The following is a 23619-nucleotide window of genomic DNA, read 5'->3' as shown; positions in this document are numbered from 1 at the left end:
CGGCCCGGAGAATTCCCATGTCCCAATCCATTCGTGACAACCTCAAACGCATGCTCGCACCGCAACACGTGGCGTTCGTCGGCGGCCGCAGCATGGCACGCGCCCTCAAGCGCTGTGCCGAGGGCGGCTACCCAGGGCAGATGTGGCTGGTCAATCCACAGCACGACAGCCTTGAAGGTGTGCCGTGCGTGCGCAGCGTCGCGGAGCTGCCTTGCGGCCCGGACGCCGTGTTCATCGCCACCAACCGCGAACTCACCCTGACCTGCGTCGCTGAACTGGCCGCCATCGGCGCGGGCGGCGCGATCTGCTACGCCTCGGGTTTTGCCGAGACCGGCGCCGAAGGCCAGGCCCTGCAACAGCAACTGCTCAAGGCCGCTGGCGACATGGCCTTGCTCGGCCCCAACTGCTACGGCCTGCTCGACTACCTGCACAGCTGCGCGCTGTGGCCGGTTGCCCATGGCGGCAAAGCGGTGCAGAAGGGTGTGGCGGTGCTGACCCAAAGCGGCAACTTCGCCTACAACCTGTCCATGAGCGACCGCTCGTTGCCGGTGGCCTACATGGCGTCGGTGGGCAATCAGGCGCAACTGGGTGTGGCTGAATTGATGGACGTGTTGCTCGACGAACCTCGGGTCACCGCCATCGGCTTGCATCTGGAAGGCCTGAAAAACGTGCCGGGTTTTGCCCGCGCCGCGCACAAGGCGCTGGAGAGGGGCATCCCGATCATCGCCCTGAAAACCGGCGTTTCGCAGATCGGCGCAGAACTGGCCTTGAGTCACACCAGCTCGCTGTCCGGCTCCGATGCGCTGTACGACGCACTGTTCGACCGTCTCGGGGTGATCCGCGTCAGCGGCCCGGTGAGTTTTGTCGAAACCCTCAAGGCCGCGGCCTGTGGCAACCTGCCAGCGGGTAACAGTCTGATCGCGCTGGCCTGTTCCGGTGGCGACGCCGGGCTGATTGCCGACTACGCCGAACGCAACGACCTGGGCCTGCCGAAACTCGATCAAGGACAGGTCGGCGAACTCGCGCAGGTGCTGCCGAGTTACGCCAACCTGGTCAACCCGCTGGACTTCACCACGGCCATCTGGGGCGATGGCGAAGCCTTGAACCGCATGCTCGACAGCGCCCTGCGCACCGAAGCCGACGCGGCGATGCTGGTGCTCGACTACCCGTCGGAGTTCACCGGCGAGCGCAAGGAGTGCGACCTGCTGCTGGAGCTGTACTGCGCGGCACTGCAGCGCCACGGCAAGACCGGTTTCGTCACCTCGGCCTTCCCCGAATTGCTGCCGGCCCACGCCCGTGAGCGTCTGCACGCACAAGGCGTCGCGGCATTGCAGGGGGTGGAAGACGGGCTGGCCGCGTGGGGCCGCATTGCCGGTTATCAGCGCAATCGCCAGGCCTTGCTCGCTCTGGGTGAATCGGCACTGGTGCCGCTGTGCCCGCACGCGCTGGAAGGCGAGGGGCGCTTGCTCAATGAATGGGATTCCAAGCAGGCGTTGAAAGCCTTTGGCCTGCCGACGCCAGACGGCGTATTGAGCACCCCGGACCAAGCCCTTAAGGATGCCGAGTCACTGGGCTATCCGCTGGTCTTGAAAGCCGTCAGCGCACAACTGCCACACAAGACCGAAGCCGGCGCCGTGGCTCTGAACCTCAAGGATGGCGCTGCGTTGAGTGCGGCGCTGGAGAAGATGCGCGCCAGCATTGCCGCCTACGCCCCGGGCGTAGCCTTCGATCAACTGTTGCTGGAGCCAATGGCCAAACCGCCACTGGCTGAACTGATCGTCGGCATCAAGCGCGAAAACGATTTCGGCCTCGCGCTGGTGATCGGTGCCGGCGGCATTCTGGTGGAGCTGCTCAAGGACAGTCGCAGCCTGTTGCTGCCGACCACCGACGGCGCAATCCGCAATGCCTTGCTCAGCCTGCGCAGCGCCCCGTTGCTGCAAGGTTTCCGTGGCCGCGAGTCTGCTGACCTCGACGCCCTGGTGACGGCGATCCGCGCCGTGGCCGACTACGCCTGCGAAAACGCCGCGCAACTGCTGGAACTCGATGTGAACCCATTGTTGGTCGGTGCCCAGGGCACGACTGCGGTCGATGCGTTGATTCGCCTCGGCCAGGAGTGAGGACATGAACATGCAAAGCAAAACCTTGACCGGCGGCCAGGCCCTGGTGCGCCTGTTGGCCAACTACGGCGTCGATACCGTGTTCGGCATCCCCGGCGTACACACCCTGGAGCTGTATCGCGGCTTGCCCGGCAGCGGCATTCGCCACGTGCTGACCCGTCATGAGCAGGGCGCCAGCTTCATGGCCGACGGTTATGCCCGGGTCAGCGGCAAACCCGGCGTGTGCTTCGTCATCACCGGCCCCGGCGTGACCAACGCCGCCACCGGTATCGGCCAGGCCTATGCCGATTCGATTCCGATGCTGGTGATTTCCAGCGTCAACCACAGCGCCAGCCTCGGCAAGGGTTGGGGCAGCCTGCACGAGTGCCAGGACCAGCGGGCGATGACTGCGCCGATCACGGCGTTCTCGGCCGTGGCGCTGACCGCCGAAGACCTGCCGGAACTGGTCGCCCGTGCCTACGCGGTGTTCGACAGCGAGCGGCCGCGCCCGGTGCACATCTCGGTGCCGCTGGACGTGTTGGCGGCGCCGATTGCCCGTGACTGGAGCAATGATGTGGTGCGTCGTCCGGGCCGTGGTCCGGCATCCGCCACTGCGCTGGATCAAGCCGTGGCCAAACTCAAAGGCGCGAAACGGCCGATGATCATCGCCGGTGGTGGTGCACTGAATGCCGTGCAGGAACTCAGTGAACTCAGCACGCGTCTCGCTGCGCCACTGTTCACCAGCGTCGCCGGCAAGGGCCTGCTGCCACCGGATGCACCGCTCAACGCCGGTTCCTCGCTGTGCGTGGAGCCGGGCTGGAACCTGATCGCCGAGGCCGACGTGGTGCTGGCGGTCGGCACTGAAATGGCCGACACCGACTTCTGGCGCGAACGCCTGCCGCTCCAGGGTGAACTGCTGCGCGTCGATATCGACCCGCGCAAATTCAACGACTTCTACCCCTGCGCAGTGGCCTTGCAGGGCGATGCACAACAAACCCTCAGCGGTTTGCTTGAGCGCCTGCCATCGGACGTGCGTGATGCCGGCACGGCGATAGCCTCGGTTGCCGCGTTGCGCGAAGTGGTCAAGGCCAGCCATGGTCCGTTGCAGTCGATCCATCAGGCGATTCTCGAGCGTATTGCGGCGGAGCTGCCGGACAACGCCTTCATCAGCACCGACATGACCCAGCTTGCGTATACGGGTAACTACGCCTTTGACAGCCTGGCCATCCGCAGCTGGTTGCACCCGACCGGCTACGGCACCTTGGGTTATGGCTTGCCTGCGGGGATCGGCGCCAAGTTCGGCGCTCCGCAACGGCCCGGTCTGGTGCTGGTCGGCGACGGTGGTTTCCTCTACACCGCGCAGGAACTGGCGACGGCAGTCGAAGAGCTGGACAGCCCGCTGGTGGTGCTGCTGTGGAACAACGACGCCCTGGGGCAGATCCGCGACGACATGCTCGGCCTGGACATCGAACCCATCGGCGTACTGCCGCGCAATCCGGATTTCGCCGCCCTCGCGCGTGCGTTCGGTTGCACGGTGAACCAGCCGCAAAGCCTGGCCGAGTTGCAGACCGACTTGCGCCACGGCTTCAAGCGCAACGGCGTGACCTTGATCGAACTCAAGCATGCCTGCGCGCACTGATCTGTATTTGAAGGGGACGAAGCCATGCGCTTTTCCGATCTGACTCAACGTATCGCCGGTGATGGCGCTGCCGCCTGGGATATTCACTACCGCGCCCTGGCGCTGCGCGAGCAGGGCCAGGACATTTTGCTGCTGTCCGTGGGCGACCCGGATTTCGACACGCCACAGCCTATCGTGCAGGGTGCCATCGACAGCCTGCTGAGCGGCAACACCCATTACGCCGAGGTGCGCGGCAAGCGTGCCCTGCGTGAAGCCATCGCCAGGCGTCATCAACAACGCAGCGGCCAAGCCGTTTCGGCCGATCAGGTGACCGTACTGGCCGGGGCGCAATGTGCGCTGTTCAGCGTGGCCCAATGCGTGCTAAATCCCGGTGACGAAGTGATAGTCGCCGAACCGATGTACGTCACCTACGAAGCCGTGTTCGGTGCCTGCGGCGCCGTGGTGGTGCCGGTGCCGGTGCGTTCGGAAAACGGCTTCCGGGTGTTGCCTGAAGATGTCGCCGCGCGCATCACGCCGCGCACCCGGGCCCTGGCGCTGAACAGTCCGCACAACCCGTCCGGCGCCAGCCTGCCGCGCAGCACCTGGGCCGCTCTGGCCGAATTGTGCATCGGCCACGACCTGTGGCTGATTTCCGACGAGGTCTACAGCGAACTGCTGTTCGAAGGCGAGCACGTCAGCCCGGCGAGCCTGCCGGGCATGGCCGAGCGCACCGCGACCCTCAACAGCCTGTCGAAATCCCACGCCATGACCGGCTGGCGCGTCGGCTGGGTGGTGGCGCCACCGTCCCTCGCTGCGCACCTGGAAAACCTTGCGCTGTGCATGCTCTACGGCTCGCCGGACTTCATTCAGGACGCTGCCGTGGTGGCCCTGGAAAGCAACCTGCCGGAACTGGAGGCCATGCGCGAAGCCTATCGCCAGCGTCGCGATCTGGTATGCGACAGCCTGGCCGATTGCCCCGGGGTGCGGGCGTTGAAACCCGATGGCGGCATGTTCGTGATGCTCGATATCCGCCAGACCGGGCTCAGTGCCCAGGCGTTTGCCGACCGTCTGCTGGATCGCCACGGTGTGTCGGTATTGGCCGGCGAGGCCTTTGGTCCGAGCGCGGCGGGGCACATTCGCCTCGGTCTGGTGGTCGGCGCCGAACCCTTGCGCGATGCCTGCCAGCGCATTGCCCGTTGTGCCCGAGAACTGATGGAGGCTCAGGTTCATGCTTAATCACAATGCACTGTTTATTGATGGCCGCTGGCAAAAACCGTCGGGGCAGGGCATCGCCGAGGTGATCAACCCTGCCACGGAAGAAGTGGCTGGCAGCGTGCCGCTGGGCGATGAGCGCGATGTTGAAAACGCCGTGGCGGCTGCACGCCGGGCCTTCGATTCATGGTCACGCACACCCTCCAGCGTGCGTGCCGGTTACATTCGCGCCCTGGCCGGGCAATTGCGTGCCCGCGCCGATGAGATGGCCGCGGTCATCACCAGCGAACTGGGCATGCCGGTGCAATGGTGCCGCTCGGTGCAGGTCGACGGGCCGATCGCTGGCCTTGAGCAGTACGTCGAACTGGCTCATCTGATGGACGAGGTGCGCGAAGTCGGCAATTCGCTGGTGATCCGCGAGGCCGTGGGTGTCTGCGCGTTCATCAACCCGTGGAATTACCCGCTGCACCAGTTGATCGGCAAACTCGCCCCGGCTCTGGCCGCCGGTTGCACCGTGGTGGTCAAGCCGAGCCAGGAAACCCCGTTGCATGCCTTCCTGCTGGCGCAGATGATAGAAGACATCGGCTTGCCGGCCGGGGTGTTTAACCTGGTCAGCGGGCCGGGCTCGAAAGTTGGCGAAGCGCTGGCCAAACACCCTGACGTGGACATGGTGTCGTTCACCGGCTCCACCGGTGCCGGCGTTCGCGTTGCGCAAGCGGCGGCGCCTTCGGTGAAAAGGGTGTGCCTGGAACTGGGCGGCAAGTCGCCGCTGCTGATTGCCGAGGATGCGGACCTGGACGCTGCCGTGCGCTACGGCGTGCAGGACGTGATGATCAACTCCGGCCAGACCTGCACCGCACTGACCCGCATGCTGCTGCCGGCCAGCCGTTATGCCCAAGCCGTGGAAATCGCCCTGCAGGAGACCCTGAGCCTGCGCATGGGCGATCCCCTGGACCCGCAAAGCTTCCTGGGGCCTATGTGTTCAGCGGGGCAAAAACGCACCGTGCTCGATTACATCGAGGCCGGCCAACAGGAAGGCGCAAGGCTGCTGTGCGGCGGTGACGCGCCGTCGGCATTCGAGCGCGGCTTCTATGTCAGCCCGACGCTGTTCGCCGATGTCGACAACCGCATGCGCATCGCCCAGGAAGAAATCTTCGGCCCGGTGCTGTGCCTGATTCCCTACACCGATGAAGCACAGGCCATCCAGATCGCCAACGACTCGCCGTTCGGCCTGTCCAGCGGCGTCTGGGCCGGCAGTGCCGAGCGTGCCTTGCACCTGGGCCGGCAGATGCGCGCTGGCCAGTGCTTCCTCAACGGCGCCGCGTTCAATTACCAGGCCCCGTTCGGTGGCTACAAACAATCGGGCAATGGCCGGGAGTGGGGCGAGGAGGGACTCAACGAGTTCGTCGAAGTGAAGGCGATCCAGGTGTGACGGTTGGCGATTCAGACTGTTCATCACCCACGATGTTGCTACTCCACACCTTCACTCGATACGCTGGAACAAATCTAAGGAACCACCATGAAAGTACTGATCGTCCACGCTCACCCGGAGCCGCAATCCTTCACCGCCGCCCTGCGTGACCAGGCCGTTGCCACGCTTGAGGCCCAGGGCCATGAAGTGCAGGTCAGTGACCTGTACAAAATGAACTGGAACCCGGTGGCCAGCGACGCCGACTTCTCGAATCGGGAAAACCCCGAGTACCTGGTCTATGCCCTGGAACAACGCCTGGGCGTGAAGAGCCAGTCGCTGGCACCGGACATCCAGGCCGAGCTGGACAAACTGCTGTGGGCCGACCTGCTGATCCTCAACTTCCCGATTTTCTGGTTCTCCGCCCCGGCCATGCTCAAGGGCTGGATCGACCGGGTGCTGGTGTCCGGCATCTGCTACGGCGGCAAGCGCTTCTACGATCAGGGTGGATTGGCCGGCAAGAAAGCGCTGGTGACCGTGACCCTGGGTGGGCGTGAGCACATGTTCGGTGAGGGCGCGATCCACGGTCCGTTGGAGGACATGCTGCGGCCGATCCTGCGTGGAACCCTGGCTTACGTCGGCTTCGATGTGCTGGAACCCTTCGTGGCCTGGCATGTGCCCTACATCAGTGAAGAGGCGCGCCAGCAATTTCTGGTTGATTACGGCCAGCGTTTGCAGCACCTGAGTGATGATCAGCCCCTGGTATTCCCGAAGCTGTCGCAGTTCGATGACAAGCTCTATCCGCTGACCACCACTGCCTGATCAACACCGCTAACCCTGTGGGAGCGAGCCTGCTCGCGAATACGATGGCACAGTCAACATTGATGTCGGCTGACCCACCGCCTTCGCGAGCAGGCTCGCTCCCACAATGATCGGCGCTGCCGCAGATGCCTGACCAACGCCACAAAACCTGTGGGAGCGGGCTTGCCCGCGATGAGGGCATCAGCTTCAACATCTATGTTGACCGAGCCTCTGCCATCGCGAGCAAGCTCGCTCCCACAAAGACCTGCATTGTTCTGAATACGCAAACACTGAAGTCGCCGAGAATGGAATTGTTGGTGCAGTGGCGGGCTTGTAGCCTCCATTACGCCGAACACCACGATCCGCCAACGATCGGGTGGAGCTCAAGCCAGGGCTCATCAAGACGTCATACCTTGCTTTCGGCCTCATGCCCCTTCGGGGGATTGGCGCCTAATAAAAATAAGGAAGGCAGGTATGAGTATTCGTGCATGGGTTTGCGCAGCAACCCTGTTCGCGCCCGTTTTGGGTGCCGACGTTTTGTTTCCCTCTATGGCTCTGGCAGCAGACGATCCCATGGGCTCGCTGGTGCGCAATGTCTTCGGCGACAGCCTTGAGCGTGAACATGGGATCAAGATCTACGGCTGGGCTCAGGCCGGAGTGATCTATAACAACAACGGCACGGATGACGTCAGCAAGCAGAGCTTCTTCAATACCGACGAAGGTGTGAACCTCAACCAATTCGCCCTGGCCGTGGAAAAGAAACCCAAGAGCAATGTGATCGGCCGCGTCGGACCGTTTCCCGGAGCGATGCCGCAAGAAGCTGATTGGGGTTTCAACGTCACGGCGCTGTACGGCAAGGATGCGCGGTTCTTCAAGACCTACGGCTGGGACGAAGACCTGAGCGTCAACCGCGACAACAAGCCTGAAGATCCGGCGTTCACCGTCGCCCAGGCCTACGTCAACTTCTACTTCCCCGTGCTCGGCGGCTCTGAGCTGATGATCGGGATTTTCCACACGCCGCTGGAAAACGAAATCGGTTTCGCCTTGCCATCTCCGGCACCGACTGACTTCTACACCCACACCTATTCATTCATGCACGGCCCGGCCAAACATGCCGGTGCACTGTACTCGTTCAAACTGCCTTCGGAACCGGGCGAAAGCATGCTCGGCTTCGAACTGGGCGTGGTGCAGGGCTGGAACAACCTGCAGGACCCCAATCACTCGCCGGACGTGATCGCCAACGTGCGCTGGCGCTCGGCGGACTTCGGCACCTGGATCGACTGGGAAAACATCTACGGCAATGGCGCTGGCGACAGTTTCGCCGAATGCAGCTGTGGCTCGCCGCTGCCGGCGGGCACCAAGGATGACGACTACAAGCGTTTGGCGTCCTACCTGACCCTGTCGCAAGTGCTCGACCCGAACAACCGCGTGGCGCTGGAGTTGAACTATGGCAAGCAGGAGCAGGGCGCCTTCGCCGGGTTCGCCAACAAGAACGACGCGACCTGGTATGGCACGGACGTGAACTGGTACCACAAGCTCAGCGATAACCTGATGTGGAACAGTCGCGCCGAGTGGTTCTACACCGACGCCCCGGTCCACGTGATGATGGCCAACATCGACCCGAACACCGGGATTCCCGATCCGACCTGGGGCAGTTTCTACGGCGTCACCACCAACCTGGCCTGGACGCCGACACCCAATGTGCGCCTGCGCCCGGAACTGCGCTACGACATTCATTCAGGCCCCGGCCGCGATGCCTATGCCGACGGCGAAAAGGATTCGCAAGTGGTCGCGTCGTTCGACATCAGTTTCTTCTTCTAAACGGATATCCCTGCTTTACCCCTGACCCTGCGTGATGCCCCGGCCACACGTGGTGACCCCGTTCGTCCAGGCTTTTGGAGTACTTACATGACAGACAACAACGATAAAAACCTGTTTGGCCGCGACTTCTCCCGCCGTGACTTCCTGCGCAGTACCGGTATTGCCGCCGGTGGCGTGGCGCTGGCGAGCATGCCGTTCACCTTTGCCATCGGCGGTGAGCGGGTGATCAAGCTCGGCTATGTCAGCCCGCAGACCGGGCCGTTGGCGCCCTTTGCGGCAGCCGACAACTACATCATCGAGTCGCTCAAGCAAGTGCTGAAGAACTCGATCAATGTCGCAGGCAAGGCCTATCGCCTGGAGGTCATCGTCAAGGACAGCCAGTCCAACCCCAACCGCGCGGCGGAAGTGGCGAGCGAACTGATCCTGTCGGATCAAGTCGACCTGATGCTGGTGTCGTCGACCCCGGAAACCACCAACCCGGTTTCCGACCAGTGCGAAATCAATGAAATTCCCTGTATCTCCACCGTTGCCCCGTGGCAGCCATGGTTTTTCACCCGGGGTGGCAAACCGGACCAGGGCTTCGAGTGGACCTACCATTTCTTCTGGGGCCTGGAAGATGTGATCGGCACTTACAGCACGATGTGGGGGGCGATGCCGTCGAACAAAGTGGTTGGCGGTCTGTTCCCCAACGACGGCGACGGCAATGCCTGGGGCGACCAGAAGCTCGGGTTCCCACCGGTACTGGCGCAAAAGGGCTTTCAACTGGTCGACCCTGGCCGCTTCCAGAGTCTGACCGACGATTTCTCCGCGCAGATCGCCGCGTTCAAAAAGGCTGATGTCGAGATCGTTACCGGCGTGGTCATCCCGCCGGACCTGAGCACGTTCTGGACCCAGGCCCGGCAGCAAGGCTTCAATCCGAAAGCCGTGTCGGTGGGCAAGGCCTTGTTGTTTCCGACGGCAGTCGAGGCATTGGGCAAGGCCGGCAACAACCTGTCGACCGAAATCTGGTGGAGCCCGACTCACCCGTTCAGCTCGTCATTGACTGGCGCCAGCGCCGGCCAATTGGCCCAGGGTTTCACCCAGGCCACCGGCAAGCAGTGGACGCAACCGTTGGGCTTCGTGCATGCCTTGTTCGAACTGGCAGTGGATATCCTCAAACGCACCGAAGAAATCGGCAACGCCCAAGCGGTCCGCGATGCCTTGCTCAAGACCAACCTCAACACCGTTGTCGGCCCGATCAACTGGAATGGCGGACCGGTGAAGAACGTCGCCAAGACGCCTCTGGTCAGCGGCCAGTGGCGTCTGGGCAAGGACAATAAATACGACCTGATCGTGACCAGCAATGCCACCGCCCCGGCGATTCCGCTGGGCGGCGAGATGCAGGCCATTACGTATTGATCGCACAACAGGGCACGGGTGCACCATGCAACAACCACTTCTGCAAATGATCGATGTGCACAAAAGCTACGGCTCGGTGAAGGTCACGGACGCTATCGACCTGACCCTGCAACCGGGTGAAGCACTGGGCATCATCGGGCCCAACGGCGCGGGTAAAAGCACGCTGTTCAACCTGATCGCCGGTGGCGTGGCGGCCGACAAAGGACAGATCCATTTCGAAGGCCGCAACGTCACCCGCGAACCTGTGTTCAAACGCTGCCAGCAGGGCATCGGCCGTTCCCATCAGATTCCGCATCCGTTCGTGAAAATGACCGTGTTCGAGAACCTGTTGGTGGGCGCAACCTTCGGTGCACGGCTGCGTGACAACGAAGCCAGCCAGTGGTGTGCGCAGACGCTGGAACTCACTGGCCTGATGCGCAAGGCCAACGTGCTGGCCGGCTCACTGACCTTGCTCGACCGCAAGCGCCTGGAAATGGCCCGGGCCTTGTCGACCCGACCGCGCCTGTTGTTGCTCGACGAAATTGCCGGGGGCCTGACCGAACCGGAATGCCTGGCACTGGTGGAAACCATTCAGGGCATCCACAAGTCCGGTGTCGCCATTATCTGGATCGAGCACATCGTGCACGCCTTGCTGGCGGTGGTCAGTCGCCTGACGGTGATCAACTTCGGTGCCAAATTGGCCGAAGGCGAACCGCGCAGCGTGATGGCCGATCCTCGGGTACAGGACATTTACATGGGCATCGGGAGCTGACGCATGCTGACCATCGAAAAACTCTGCGCCGGCTACGGCGACTTTCAAGCGCTGTTCGACATCAGCCTGACCCTTGAGGCGGGTGAAACCGTGGCGATCATCGGCTCCAACGGCGCGGGCAAATCGACGTTCCTGCGTTCCCTGGCCGGGTTGATCAAGAACCAGCCGAGCGCCATTACTTTCAAGGGGCAGACCATTGGCGACATGGCAGCCAATCAGGTGCTGGAGCGCGGCATCGCGCTGGTGCCGGAAGGTCGCAAGCTGTTTCCGTCCCTGAGCGTCGAAGAAAACCTGCTGATCGGCGCCTACAGCAAACGCCCGGGACCGTGGACGCTCAAGCGTATCTATCAGCTGTTCCCGGTACTGGAAAAACTGCGCAAGCGTCCGGGCACCGCACTGTCTGGCGGCCAGCAGCAAATGGTCGCGATTGGCCGGGGCCTGATGGCCAACCCGCACTTGCTGTTGTGCGACGAAATCAGCCTGGGCCTGGCGCCGACGACGATCAAGGACATCTACGCCGCATTGCCCTCGATCAAGGCCGACGGCACCACGGTGATTCTCGTCGAGCAGGACATCAATCAGGCACTGAGTGTGTGCGACCGCTTCTATTGCTTCCAGGAAGGGCGGGTGTCCCTGACCGGTCGGCCTGGGGATGCGGACAAAGCACAAATCAAAGCCGCGTATTTCGGGATCTAGTGATGGAATGGCTCAATACTTTGCTTCAAGGCGTGTTGCTCGGCGGCCTGTACGCGATGTTCGCGGTGGGGCTGTCGCTGATGTTCGGCATCATGCGACTGGTCAACATCGCCCATGGCGACTTCATCGTGCTGGCGTCGTACCTGGCACTGCTGGTGGTCAATCACCTGGGGTTCAGCCCGTTGGCGAGCTTGCTGATCGTGGTGCCGCTGATGTTCTGTTTCGGCTATCTGCTGCAACGGCTGTTGCTCAACCGCACGCTGGGCACGGACATCCTGCCGCCGTTGCTGGTGACCTTCGGCCTGTCGATCATCGTGCAGAACGTGCTGCTGGAATTCTTCAGTGCCGACAGCCAGAAACTCGCTCAAGGCGACCTGGAGGTGGCCAGTGTCGGCATGGGCAGCCTGAACGTCGGCGTGATGCCGCTGATCGTGTTCTGCAGTGCGCTGCTGATCATTGGCGGCCTGCAATTGCTGTTCTACAAAACCTCGTTGGGCCGGGCGTTTCGTGCCACCTCTGATGACCAGCACACCGCACGGCTGATGGGCGTCAACAACGCGCATATTTTCGGCCTGGCCATGGCGCTGGCGATGGCCGTGGTATCGATTGCCGGCGTGTTCCTGGCGATCCGCACCAGTTTTGACCCTACGGTCGGGCCGGCGCGGCTTTTGTACGGCTTCGAAGCGGTGATCATCGGCGGCCTGGGCAGCCTGTGGGGCACGCTGGCCGGAGGGGTGATTCTCGGCGTTGCGCAAACCCTGGGGGCAAAAATCGATCCCGGCTGGCAAATCCTCGCCGGTCACCTTGTATTTCTGCTGATCCTGGTCGTGCGTCCGCGTGGCCTGTTCCCCCGGAGTGTCGACTGATGAATGCCTTGAACAATCCCGTGCCGGTTTATCGTGTACAACGCACGACCACCAGCAGCACCATCGGCCTGTCGTTGCTGGGCCTGTGCATATTGATCTTGCTCAGTGCACCCTCGTGGGCCGATCGGGCGAGCCTGCGCGTGGTGGTGGAGTTCGCCTATTACCTGGCGTTGGCGCAAATGTGGAACCTGCTGGCGGGCTACGCCGGCATGGTTTCGGTAGGGCAGCAGGCCTTCGTCGGTCTGGGCGGCTATCTGCTGTTTATGCTGGCGAGCCAGTTCGGTGTACCGCCCTTGGTCGCGGTGCTGCTTTCAGGCGTGTTGGTGGCGTTGCTGGCGATTCCCACGGCGCTGATCGTGTTTCGTCTGCGTGGCGCCTACTTCGCCATCGGCACCTGGGTGGTGGCGGAGGTCTTCCGTTTGGGCCTGGCGCAGATGAGCAGCCTGGGGGGCGGATCGGGGCAAAGCCTGCCGGCAGCGATTGTGCGGCAGATCGGCAATGACCGGGACGGACGCGAAACGCTGATCTACTTCACCGCGCTGGCCATCGCCATCGGCGCCGTGGCCGCCGTGTATTTTCTGCTGCGCTCGCGTCAGGGGCTGGCCCTGGCGTCGATTCGTGATTCTGAACCGGCGTCCGGCAGCCTCGGCGTGGATACGTTCCGAACCAAGTTGATGGTTTACGTGCTGGCCGCCGGTTGCACCGGTGTGGTCGGGGCGCTGATCTTCCTGCAAAAGCTGCGTATTTCCCCGGACGCCGCGTTCAACCTGCAGGACTGGACAGCGGTGGTGATCTTCATCGTGATCATCGGCGGCATCGGTACCCTGGAAGGGCCATTGATCGGCACGCTGATTTACTTCGTATTGCGCGGCTGCCTGGCGCAGTACGGCGCGGTGTACATGATCATCCTCGGCGTGGTCGCGGTGGTGATGATGCTCAAGGCCCCGCAAGGGGTGTGGGGGCTGATCAGCGAGCGCCTGGGCTGGCAGGTGTTCCCGATGCAGCGACGATTGTCCGCCCGGCCATGACCTGTAGGAGCGAGCCCGCTCGCGATGGACGTTAACGATAACGCTGGGTACCTGACACCCCGCGGAGTTCTCAAGTCCATCGCGAGCAAGCTCGCTCCTACAGGCAGGTTTTCGCCCTGGAAGTGGAGCGACAGGCTAACCTCGCTGTTCATACAAGAACAAAAACATCCAGAGAACCTGCCCCATGGATCGTTTACTCAGTGTCGAAGCCTTTGTGCGGGTTGCCGAAACTGGCAACTTCGCCAAGGCGGCCCAGCAACTGGGCGTGACCCGTTCGGTGATCACCCACCGCATCCAACAGCTGGAGCAATTCATCAACGCGCCGCTGTTCCACCGCAGCACGCGCCATGTGCGGCTTTCCGAAGTGGGCGAGACCTACTACAAGGAATGCGCCGACATGGTCGCCGGTTTCAACTCGCTGACCGAACACATGCGCGAACTGCGGGCCAAACCCACCGGCAAGCTCCGGGTGCAGATGCTGCCGGGTTTTGCCATTGGTCACTTCGGCCGCATGCTGGCCGAGTTCACGCGCCTGTACCCGGACATCGAAGTGGACGTGATCGTCAACGACCGGGTGGTGGACCCCATCGAAGAAGGTTTCGACGTGGCGTTCCAGATGTTCCCGCCCATGGCCGAAACCCTGATCGAGCGCAAGCTGTTCAGCGTGCGCCGATTGTTCTGCATGTCGCCCGATTACGCCGGCCAGTTCGGTGTACCGACCCATCCCCAGGAGTTGCTGCAACACAAGATCGCCCTGTACGAAGGCTATCCGTCACGCAACCGCTGGATCTTCACCCGCGACGACGAGCAAGTGGAGCTGAGCCTGCCGGGCCAGGTGCGCTCCAACTCCGTGCACTTGCTGCGCGATTACGCGCAGACCGGGGTGTGCATTGTCTGCCTGCCGACCCTGGTGGCCAGTGATGACTTGCTCAGCGGCCGGCTGATTCCGGTGCTGCCGGAGTATGCGCTGTCCTCGTTCAATTTTTCGGCGGTGTATCCCGCCACCCAGCGTCGGGCCTTGAAAGTGCGTACGTTGATCGACTTTCTGGTGGACAACTTCGGCGATGAGCCATGCTGGGACAAGCCCCTGCTGGAGCGTGGCTGGGTACGCTGAAAGGCAGGGTCTTGGCTAATACACGAAACCTGTGGGAGCGAGCTTGCTCGCGATGGCAGTGTGTCAGTCAACATCAATGGTGGATGACAGGCCGCTATCGCGAGCAAGCTCGCTCCCACAAGGATTGTGGTGTTCAAAGCATTAGCTGATCGGCATTAGACCCATGGTTTCAATGTTCGCGTTTCGCAAACACTGTTGTCGCCGGTCCTCTAATTGTTCGCAGAGCGGGTGCGACGTACTGTTGGCTCACTGTTACTACAACAACAAAACGGTGAAAACCATGAGTAGCGCTGCAATCGAAACGGTCTTCGGCTCGCTGGACAACTACACCAAAGGGTCGGTTGAAATCATCAGCGGCCAGGCCAGCCACTACGCCTTTTCCAACATTTTCGAAGTGGCGGATAAATCCCGCCCTTACGAAAAAGTCGTGGTGGGTTTCAACCTCGGCTACGTCGTTGAGTCCATCCGTGCCGAAGGCCAGTCGCCCTGGTACACAGCAGCACACGACGAATTCGCCATCGTCATGGACGGTGAGGTTCGCGTGGATTTCCTCAAGCTCGATGCGCCGTTGAAAGCCGGCGAGGGCACGCATCTGGCCGGTGACGTACCTGCCGGCAAACCGATGGGTTATGTGTTGCTCAAGCGCGGCCATCAGTGCCTTTTGCCAGTCGGCACCGCTTATCGCTTCGAAGCCAGCCGCCCGGGTGTGATCCTGCAGCAGACCATCAAAGGCCCGTTGTCGGTCGAGAAATGGGCCGATATCTGCTTCAAGTGATCTGCCACGCCCGACCGCCCAACCCAAAAAAACAAGAGGAATCCCGCCATGGCCATGCTTGAAGCCGCTGTTGACACCGCCCACCTTGCCGACGATGAAGTCCAGGCCAGTGCGCCCCATACCGTTACCGGCTACCGCTCGTTCAAACTCGGCGCCTTCGAACTGTCGCGAGACGAGTATTTCGCCCGCATCACCTGGCCGGCCAAGGGCCAGACCCGCTCGCACCTGATTCCGGTCGACGCCTTCCTGCGCGCCATGATGCGTGACGTGGCCTGGGGCTTTTTCTATGGCTGGGTCAACTTTGACCACGTCATCGGCACCCGCAACTACTACGGTAAGGTCGACCTGTACGCCGGCACCTTCAACGGCACGCTCAAGGCGGCCGGGGTCAATTACACCGAAAACTTCGAAACGCCGCTGATCATGGCCACCTTCAAGGCCATCCTGCGCGACTGGACCAATGCCACCTTCGACCCCTTTGCCGCCCCGGAAGAAACCGGCAGCGCATTCGGTCGCAAGAACGGCGACAACATCGAAGCCATCGAGCGCTCGCGCATCGCCACCAAACGCATGCCGGGCCTTAAGGATGACTCGCCGCTGCGTGACGACCTGCCGGTCAACCGCCAGTTCATCGATGTGCCGCAGGACGAACCGGAGGTCCACGCCGCCGAAGGCTTCGAAGGCGAACTGCATGCCTTCAACCTGTTCAAGTACCTGTCGCGCTCCGACGTGACCTGGAACCCGTCGGTGACCTCGGTGTGCAAGGCCAGCCTGTTCTGCCCGACCACCGAGGAGTTCATCCTGCCGGTGTTCCACGGCAACGACCGCATCGAGTGGTTCTTGCAGATGTCCGACGAAATCATCTGGGACGTCGGCGACAAGGACGACGGCAATCCCCGTGCGCGCATCACCATGCGTGCCGGCGACATCTGCGCCATGCCCGCGGACATCCGTCACCAGGGCTACTCGACCAAACGCTCGATGCTGATGGTCTGGGAAAACGCCACGCCAAACCTGCCGCAACGCTACGAAAGCGGTGAGCTCAAGCCGTATCCGATCGAGTTCTAGGACCTCATGTCCGGCCCGGCCCGGCGCCGGGCAAAGCGTTCAGCAATCACTTCGTCAAACACTGCGCCAGCCGCGCGGTGCGAGGAAACCATTATGCAAAATCAGCTCTATATCGATGGCCGCTTCGTGGATGCCGTCGGCGGCGGCACCATCGACGTGGTATCACCCCATGACGGTTCGTTGATCACCCGCATCGCGGCTGCCGAAGCCGCTGACATCGACCTCGCCGTGGCCGCCGCCAAACGTGCGTTCCCGGCCTGGTCGGCGCTGGGCGCCGCCGAACGCGGACGCCTGTTGCTCAAACTGGCGGACAGGATCGAAGCGTGCAGTGAGGAACTGGCGCAGCTCGAATCCCTCAATACCGGGCACCCGATCCGCGATTCCCGTGGCCTCGACGTACCGCGCACAGCGGCGTGCTTCCGTTATTTCGGCGGCATGGCCGACAAGATCGAAGGTTCGGTGATTCCGGTCGAAGCGGGGTTCCTCAACTACGTGCAACGCAAGCCGATTGGCGTGGTGGGGCAGATCGTGCCGTGGAACTTCCCGCTGATGTTCACCAGCTGGAAAATGGGCCCGGCGCTGGCGGCGGGCAACACCATCGTGATCAAGCCTTCGGAAATAACGCCGTTGTCGACCTTGCGCATTGTCGAGCTGATGACGGAAGTCGGCTTCCCCAAAGGCGTGGTCAACGTGGTGCCGGGCTACGGCCATACCGCCGGGCAAGCGCTGGCCGAACACCTCGACGTGGGCAAGATTGCCTTTACCGGTTCGACCGCCACCGGGCGTCGGATCGTCGAAGCCTCCAAAAGCAACCTCAAGCGCATCCAGCTGGAACTGGGCGGCAAGGGCGCGAACATCGTGTTCGAGGACGCCAACCTGGACGCGGCGGTCAACGGTGCGGCCTGGGCGATCTTTCACAACCAGGGCCAGGCCTGCATCGCCGGTTCGCGGCTGATTCTGCACAAAGACATCGCTGATCAATTCCTTGAGCGTTTCATTGCGTTGGCCAAGTCCATTCGCCTGGGCGATCCGCTGGACCCGGACACCGAAATGGGCCCGCTGACGTCGGCGCTGCATCGCGACCGGGTGATGGCGTACATCGATATTGCCATCGAGCAGGGTGGCAAGGTCCTCGCTGGCGGCAAGGCACCGGACGATAAAGCGTTGGCCAATGGATTTTATGTCGAGCCGACAGTGATCGAGGCCAGGCCCGGTGACCGCGTTTGCCAGGAGGAAGTCTTCGGCCCGTTTGTGACCGTGGTGCGTTTCAGCACTGACGAAGAAGCGTTGGCCATCGCCAATGGCTCCGAATACGGGCTGGGCAGCGGCCTGTGGACGCAGAATTTGAGCCGCGCGCACAAGATGGCCGACGCGATTCACGCCGGCATGTGCTGGATCAACTGCTACAAACGGGTCAACCCGGGCAGTCCGTTTGGCGGTGTCGGTCAGTCCGGTTATGGCCGGGAAATGGGCTTCGAAGCGATCCACGACTACACCGAAGCCCGTTCGGTCTGGGTCAATGTCGACGCCAACATCCCGCCGTACTACAAGCGCTGAGGCCAGTCATGAATCCCTTTGTCTATCAAAGCCTGCCGACCCGTGTGGTGTTCGGCTGGGGCAAGCTCTCGGCGCTGGCCGAGGAAATCGAACGGCTGGGTGCGCGGCGTGCGTTGATCCTGACCACACCGGAACAGCACGGGCTCGGCGAAAAGGTCGCGGCGTTGCTCGGTGATCGTGCCGCCGGTGTCTATCCAAAGGCCGTGATGCACGTTCCGCTGGAAGTGGCGCAAGCGGCGCGCCTTGAGGCAGCGCGGCTGGATGCCGATTGCTGCGTGGCCATTGGCGGTGGCTCGACCATCGGCCTGGGCAAGGCGATCGCGATGGATTCCGGCCTGCCCATAGTGGCGGTGCCGACCACCTACGCAGGCTCCGAGATGACGCCGATCTACGGGCTGACCGAAAATCGCCTGAAAAAAACCGGACGGGATCTGCGGGTTTTGCCCAGGACCGTGATCTACGACCCGCAGTTGACCCTGACCCTGCCAGCGCACATTTCGGCCTGTTCGGGCATGAATGCCATGGCCCACGCGGTCGAGGCGCTGTACGCCCAGGATGCCAACCCGATCATCGGCTTCATGGCCGAAGAGTCGATTCGCTCGCTGGCGCAGGCCTTGCCGGGTGTGGTCAACCATCCCGATGACCCCGAGGCACGCAGCCAGGCGCTGTACGGCGCGTGGCTGGCGGGCATTTGCCTGGGGTCGGTCGGCATGGCCTTGCACCACAAGCTCTGTCACACCCTGGGCGGGACGTTCAATCTGCCCCACGCCCAGGCGCACGCCATCGTCTTGCCCCACGCCGCGCATTACAACCGCGAAGCAGCGGCCGGGCCTTTGCAACGGGCTGCACGCGCGTTGGGTGGGAGTGAGGCGAGCGAGGTCGGTGCCTTGTTATACGCACTGAATCAGAAACTGGGTATTGCACTGGCCCTGGCGGACATCGGCTTCCCGGCCAACGGCCCGGCCGAAGCCGCACAGATTGCCTGCGCCAGCCCTTACTACAATCCGCGGCCGTTTGAACAAGGCCCGATTGAGGCGCTGCTCAACCGTGCTCTGACAGGTCAGGCCCCAGCCTGATCAGCCAGTCACCCTTATCCTCGTCGGAATAACAACAATGACCGATCAAGACAAATCCATGGAATCACTGATCTCCCGACAGGCAGTGAACAGCTTCAACGATGCGCCGAATGCGCGTTACAAACAGATCATGCAAAGCCTGGTGCGCCACCTGCATGGGTTTGTCAGCGAGGTCGAATTGACTGAACGGGAGTGGTTCGAAGGTATTGGCTTTCTGACCGATACCGGGCACAAATGCGACGGCCTGGTGCGCCAGGAATTCATTCTGCTGTCGGACACCCTTGGCGTTTCGATGCTGGTCGACGCGATCAACCATCGCCACAGCGCAACCGCCACTGAAACGACAGTGTTCGGGCCGTTCTACATTGATGGCATGCCGGATCGCGAGTTCGGCGAAAACATGGCCTTCACGCCCGGGGAAACCGCGCTGGTACGCGGGCGCGTGGTCGACATTCATGGCAATGCCCTGGCCGGCGCGGTGCTGGACGTGTGGCAGACCGCCGAAAACGGCATGTATTCCGGGCAGGACACCGAACAGCCTTACGGCAACTTGCGCGGGCGCTATCGCACCGACGCGGATGGCTGTTTTGCGATTCGCACCATTGTCCCGGTGGCCTATCCGATACCGACCGATGGCCCGGTAGGGCGCATGCTCGATGCCGCCAACCGCCATGCGTGGCGGCCAGCTCACCTGCATTTCATGATTGATGTGCCGGGCTATCGCAAATTGGTGACGCACCTGTTCAACCACGATGATCCGTATCTGCAATCCGATGCAGTGTTTGGGGTGAAACAGTCGTTGCAGGTGATTTACGAAGACTTGACCTGTCACGACGATGTGTCCGCCAGGCTAGGTATGGACGTGCCGTTCAAGCGTGCGTGTTATGAATTTGTCATGGAATCTGCGTGAATCATGGGTCAGTTCTTTGCAGTGTTTGCCACTGATCATTTGGACTGCCAGGCGCTGCGCCAGCGTCTGCGGCCCAGTCACCAGGCGCATTTGCGTGCGACAGGGGATCATCGGGTCGTCGTGCGCCTCGGCGGCCCGATCCTTGATGATGCCGGCGCGGCGATGACGGGGACGTTGCTGGTCATCGAGGCGGGCAGCCTGCCGGAGGTGGAAGCGTTCATGCGCGACGATCCCTATGTCCAGGCGGGGCTGTTCGCCAGCCTGCAGATTCGCCCCTGGCACTGGAGCCTGGGCAACCCGGAATTGCGCGGTTTTCCATGACCACCATTACCTTGTGCCGACTGGACGACATCGCCGACGGCGGGGCGTTGGGATTGCCACAGCACCAGCAACTGCATCCCGCAGGGCTGGTGGCGGTGCGCCAGGGCGCACAGGTGTGGGTTTACATCAACCGCTGCCCGCATTTCTCGGTGCCGCTGGACTTCAATCCGCAGCAGTTCTGCACCTGGCGTGGCAAGGTCCTGATGTGCGCCCATCACAGCGCGATGTTTCGTTACGACGACGGGCACTGCATCGACGGCCCGTGTAAAGGCGCACAACTGGAGGCCGTGCCGGTACGTTGGGTCGAAGACCAACTGGTCATGGAGATCGAGCCCACCGCCGGTCAGCAATCGGGTGGCTGATGGGGGCTGATCTAAACTCCTGTTGGGGGTGAGCCAGGTTCATCCGGAGGTCATCATGAAAAAATTGTCACCCATCAGCCTATGTCTCGCCTTGTCGGTTTTGAGCGCCCCGGGATGGGCGCAATCGGTGGTGCCGATGAAAGGGCAAAGTTCACAACAAACCCAGGCCGACATCAACGAATGCAACAGCATCGCTGCCAGCCAAAGCACCTCGACGGCTTCCACGCCTTCCGGCGGGCGGATCAAGGGTGCCGCTGTGGGGGCCGCCGCCGGCGCGGCTGGGGCCCAGGTGCGCGGCAATCAACGAGACGAGGTCTATGATCGTGTCGACGACGACACCAAACAGGACTATCGCCAGAACCGCGCCAAGGAGACGGCGGCAGCCGGTGCCGTGGTCGGTGCGTCACGTCAGCGCCAGGAACGCCGGGAGCAATCGAAAACCACCCAGGCGAACACCACGTCGGCTTACACCAGCTGTTTGCAGGGCAAGGGTTACCAGGTCAATCCTTGAATCAGGTACTGAACGGTGCCCCGCGGTGTTCTCCGGTTTATCGCGAGCAAGCTCGCTCCTACAGAAGCACCCATCTGACAACCGTTCATCGGTGGACTACGCTGCGGTACGTACACTCGACCAGAAATTTGTGAAGTAGGGATCTGACAGATGCGGAGCAGGCTGCTCGTTGTATTGTTCACTGTTTTCGGGTTGTTCTGGTCGTTGCAGCTGTGGGCCGAGGATTCACCAAAGGTGGCTGATGCGCCTGCTGAACTGAAAGTGGCCAACCGCAGTGTCATGGTGTTTCGCGCGACCCTCCTCGGTGAAGCCCCGGCCTCGCGGGTCAAACGGGCGAAAGCGGTGATCGGGGAGGCGCTGGACGAGGCCGACGACCTGAAGGTTACCCTCGACCCGATCATGACAAACTACATGGTGCTGCTGGGTTCTCGCCGCGCTTTCATCGTTACGCCCAAGGATTTCGACGCCACCGAATTCGACTCGGTGCAGCAAGCCGCGGAAGCTGCGGCTGAAAAACTGCGTCAGGTGGTGGCCGAAACCCAGGAAGCTCGCAGCCTGCACTTGATACTCCGCTCGGTGGGCGCCGCGCTGCTCGCCACCGGAGTCTATCTCGGCCTGCTCCTGGCCATGGTTGTTCTACGGCGCAAATTGCTGAAAAAACTGCCCGACCTGATGCATCGGCACACCCAGGCCCTGAAGGTCGGGCGGGTGCCGCTGATCGACGCCAACTTCCTCTATCCCTTGGTCAGCCGCGTGCTGGAAGTGCTGCGCTGGGTCATCGTGCTGCTGCTCACCTACGAGTGGCTGGGGTTTGTCCTGTCGCGTTTTCCCTATACCCGGCCCTGGGGTGAAAGCCTTAACAACTATCTGCTGGAAGTCGCCGACTATTTGCTGCAAGGGATTCTCGGGGCCATCCCCGGGCTCGGCGTGGCGCTGGCGATCTTCTTCATTGCGCGCGGCGTGACCGTCTTCTCTCGCCGGATACTGCAGCGCATGGCCACGCCCGGCACCTTCAACTGGCTGAACCATGAAACCCTGAAGCCCACCCAGCGCCTGACGTCGCTGGCGATCTGGCTGTTTGCCCTGGCCATGGCTTATCCCTACTTGCCGGGTGCCGGAACCGATGCGTTCAAAGGCCTGTCGGTGCTGGTCGGCCTGATGATCTCGCTGGGTGCTTCCAGTGTCGTTGGGCAGGCGGCGGCCGGGTTGATCCTGACGTACACCCGAACCCTGCGCCCCGGTGAATTCGTGCGCATTGGCGAGCACGAAGGCACGGTCACTGAACTGGGCATGTTCACCACCAGCATTCGTACCGGCCTGGGCGAGGTCCTGACCCTGCCCAACTCGATGATCACTGGCACCGTCACCAAGAACTACTCACGGGTCGTACAAGGCCCCGGTTATGTGGTCGACACAGTGGTCACCATTGGCTATGACACCCCCTGGCGACAGGTCGAAGGGATGTTGCTGGAAGCCGCCAGACGCACGCCCGGCGTCCTCGAAACCCCACCGCCGCAGGTGTTCCAGACAGCGTTGTCGGACTTCTACCCCGAGTACCGGTTGGTGGCCCAGGCCATCCCCAGCCAACCACGGCCGCGAGCGGATCTGCTGAGCATGCTGCACGCCAACATCCAGGATGTGTTCAACGAGTACGGCGTACAGATCATGTCGCCGCACTATCTGGGTGATCCGCAACAGGAGAAATGGGTGCCCAGGGACAAGTGGTACATGGCGCCGGCGCAGGAATCGAAGGAGCCTTGATTTACGCCTGACCGCTAGTCCGCGCCATGCTTGAATTCATACTCCACGGCCTGCGCACTGTTCCCGAAATCGCAGTCGTCGCTACCGCCCGGAGAGGCACGTAAGCAATACATCATGTCACGTCATCAGCCCTCCTGAGGGGTAGCTTATGCCTCGCGTCAGGGGTCACAACGATTCCGATCACGTACCGGTCAGATGACGATGTCGTCTTTTAGCCTGACATGCAGCATACGCACTAACGCGTCGATGGAGATCGTTCGCTCGGCCGAAGTCAACATACCGGTCTGGATGTCGAGTGTCGCTTCCAGTCGGCTGAAGAGCTGCTCCCAGTCACGTGTACTCAATTCAACCCTGTCGAGGGCTGTTACAGCTTCAGGGGGTTCGCCGGTCACATTGCAGAGCGTGTGAATGACGAGTTGGCGAATGAAATGAGGTGTCAAGAGTGTGACCCCTTGCTGATTGGTTTTTA

Annotated in this window: 22 protein-coding genes; 21 read left to right on the top strand and 1 reads right to left on the bottom strand. The window is 62.2% G+C overall.

Going from position 1 to position 23619, the window contains the following annotated elements:
* The first annotated feature begins 17 nt into the window (after positions 1–17).
* From PPUTUW4_RS13970 to PPUTUW4_RS13870, 21 genes are all read left to right on the top strand, one after another.
* Positions 18–2117, top strand: a complete 2100-nt coding sequence (locus PPUTUW4_RS13970) for an acetate--CoA ligase family protein (protein WP_015095253.1) — start codon at positions 18–20, stop codon at positions 2115–2117.
* A gap of 10 nt (positions 2118–2127) precedes the next feature.
* Entirely contained in the window at positions 2128–3735 is a 1608-nt protein-coding gene (locus tag PPUTUW4_RS13965) for a 5-guanidino-2-oxopentanoate decarboxylase (protein ID WP_015095252.1), read from the top strand.
* A gap of 24 nt (positions 3736–3759) precedes the next feature.
* Positions 3760–4950: an aminotransferase class I/II-fold pyridoxal phosphate-dependent enzyme gene (locus tag PPUTUW4_RS13960; RefSeq protein WP_015095251.1), complete on the top strand. Its 1191-nt coding sequence runs from the start codon at positions 3760–3762 to the stop codon at positions 4948–4950.
* Complete coding sequence (locus PPUTUW4_RS13955; protein ID WP_015095250.1) at positions 4943–6358, top strand: aldehyde dehydrogenase family protein; 1416 nt, start codon at positions 4943–4945, stop codon at positions 6356–6358. Before PPUTUW4_RS13960 ends, PPUTUW4_RS13955 begins: the two co-directional genes overlap by 8 nt.
* Positions 6359–6445: 87 nt before the next feature.
* Complete coding sequence (locus PPUTUW4_RS13950) at positions 6446–7156, top strand: NAD(P)H-dependent oxidoreductase (RefSeq protein ID WP_015095249.1); 711 nt, start codon at positions 6446–6448, stop codon at positions 7154–7156.
* A 453-nt stretch (positions 7157–7609) separates the two neighbouring features.
* Positions 7610–8956 (top strand): outer membrane beta-barrel protein, encoded by a 1347-nt coding sequence (locus tag PPUTUW4_RS13945; RefSeq protein WP_015095248.1) that lies wholly within the window; start codon positions 7610–7612, stop codon positions 8954–8956.
* Positions 8957–9043: 87 nt separating this feature from the next.
* Complete coding sequence (locus tag PPUTUW4_RS13940) at positions 9044–10354, top strand: ABC transporter substrate-binding protein (RefSeq protein WP_015095247.1); 1311 nt, start codon at positions 9044–9046, stop codon at positions 10352–10354.
* Positions 10355–10379: 25 nt separating this feature from the next.
* Complete coding sequence (locus tag PPUTUW4_RS13935) at positions 10380–11105, top strand: ABC transporter ATP-binding protein (protein ID WP_015095246.1); 726 nt, start codon at positions 10380–10382, stop codon at positions 11103–11105.
* A 3-nt stretch (positions 11106–11108) separates the two neighbouring features.
* A complete protein-coding gene (locus PPUTUW4_RS13930) occupies positions 11109–11801 on the top strand; it encodes an ABC transporter ATP-binding protein (RefSeq protein ID WP_015095245.1) in 693 nt (230 codons plus the stop codon).
* 2 nt (positions 11802–11803) lie between these two features.
* Complete coding sequence (locus PPUTUW4_RS13925) at positions 11804–12667, top strand: branched-chain amino acid ABC transporter permease (RefSeq protein ID WP_015095244.1); 864 nt, start codon at positions 11804–11806, stop codon at positions 12665–12667.
* Positions 12667–13695, top strand: a complete 1029-nt coding sequence (locus tag PPUTUW4_RS13920; RefSeq protein WP_015095243.1) for a branched-chain amino acid ABC transporter permease — start codon at positions 12667–12669, stop codon at positions 13693–13695. Before PPUTUW4_RS13925 ends, PPUTUW4_RS13920 begins: the two co-directional genes overlap by 1 nt.
* 184 nt (positions 13696–13879) lie before the next feature.
* Positions 13880–14809, top strand: a complete 930-nt coding sequence (locus tag PPUTUW4_RS13915; protein WP_015095242.1) for a LysR family transcriptional regulator — start codon at positions 13880–13882, stop codon at positions 14807–14809.
* A 280-nt stretch (positions 14810–15089) separates the two neighbouring features.
* The gene (locus PPUTUW4_RS13910) at positions 15090–15584 is read left to right on the top strand and encodes a hypothetical protein (RefSeq protein ID WP_015095241.1); all 495 of its coding nucleotides are present in this window, start codon (positions 15090–15092) and stop codon (positions 15582–15584) included.
* 48 nt (positions 15585–15632) lie between these two features.
* On the top strand, positions 15633–16652 hold the full coding sequence (locus PPUTUW4_RS13905; RefSeq protein ID WP_015095240.1) for a hydroquinone dioxygenase large subunit: 1020 nt from the start codon (positions 15633–15635) through the stop codon (positions 16650–16652).
* A gap of 93 nt (positions 16653–16745) precedes the next feature.
* On the top strand, positions 16746–18209 hold the full coding sequence (locus PPUTUW4_RS13900) for an aldehyde dehydrogenase family protein (RefSeq protein ID WP_015095239.1): 1464 nt from the start codon (positions 16746–16748) through the stop codon (positions 18207–18209).
* Between the two features lie 8 nt (positions 18210–18217).
* Positions 18218–19285, top strand: coding sequence for a maleylacetate reductase (locus PPUTUW4_RS13895; RefSeq protein ID WP_015095238.1), 1068 nt, complete (start codon positions 18218–18220; stop codon positions 19283–19285).
* A 37-nt stretch (positions 19286–19322) separates the two neighbouring features.
* Positions 19323–20195: a dioxygenase gene (locus tag PPUTUW4_RS13890; RefSeq protein WP_015095237.1), complete on the top strand. Its 873-nt coding sequence runs from the start codon at positions 19323–19325 to the stop codon at positions 20193–20195.
* 3 nt (positions 20196–20198) lie between these two features.
* Entirely contained in the window at positions 20199–20516 is a 318-nt protein-coding gene (locus tag PPUTUW4_RS13885; protein WP_015095236.1) for a YciI family protein, read from the top strand.
* Entirely contained in the window at positions 20513–20878 is a 366-nt protein-coding gene (locus PPUTUW4_RS13880; protein ID WP_015095235.1) for a Rieske 2Fe-2S domain-containing protein, read from the top strand. Before PPUTUW4_RS13885 ends, PPUTUW4_RS13880 begins: the two co-directional genes overlap by 4 nt.
* Positions 20879–20933: 55 nt before the next feature.
* Positions 20934–21389 carry a YMGG-like glycine zipper-containing protein gene (locus PPUTUW4_RS13875; RefSeq protein WP_015095234.1) on the top strand — a complete coding sequence of 152 codons (456 nt, stop codon included), beginning with the start codon at positions 20934–20936 and terminating at the stop codon, positions 21387–21389.
* 150 nt (positions 21390–21539) lie between these two features.
* Positions 21540–23150, top strand: a complete 1611-nt coding sequence (locus PPUTUW4_RS13870) for a mechanosensitive ion channel domain-containing protein (RefSeq protein ID WP_015095233.1) — start codon at positions 21540–21542, stop codon at positions 23148–23150.
* A 191-nt stretch (positions 23151–23341) separates the two neighbouring features.
* On the opposite strand, the gene PPUTUW4_RS13865 is transcribed toward PPUTUW4_RS13870, so the two are convergent.
* Complete coding sequence (locus tag PPUTUW4_RS13865) at positions 23342–23590, bottom strand: DUF6137 domain-containing protein (RefSeq protein ID WP_041474875.1); 249 nt, start codon at positions 23588–23590, stop codon at positions 23342–23344.
* Positions 23591–23619: the final 29 nt, after the last annotated feature.

The organism is Pseudomonas sp. UW4, from assembly GCF_000316175.1.
Classification (GTDB): domain Bacteria; phylum Pseudomonadota; class Gammaproteobacteria; order Pseudomonadales; family Pseudomonadaceae; genus Aquipseudomonas; species Aquipseudomonas laurylsulfatiphila.
Note: the sequence above shows the minus strand (reverse complement) of the source record. Positions and strands in the feature narration are given on the sequence as shown.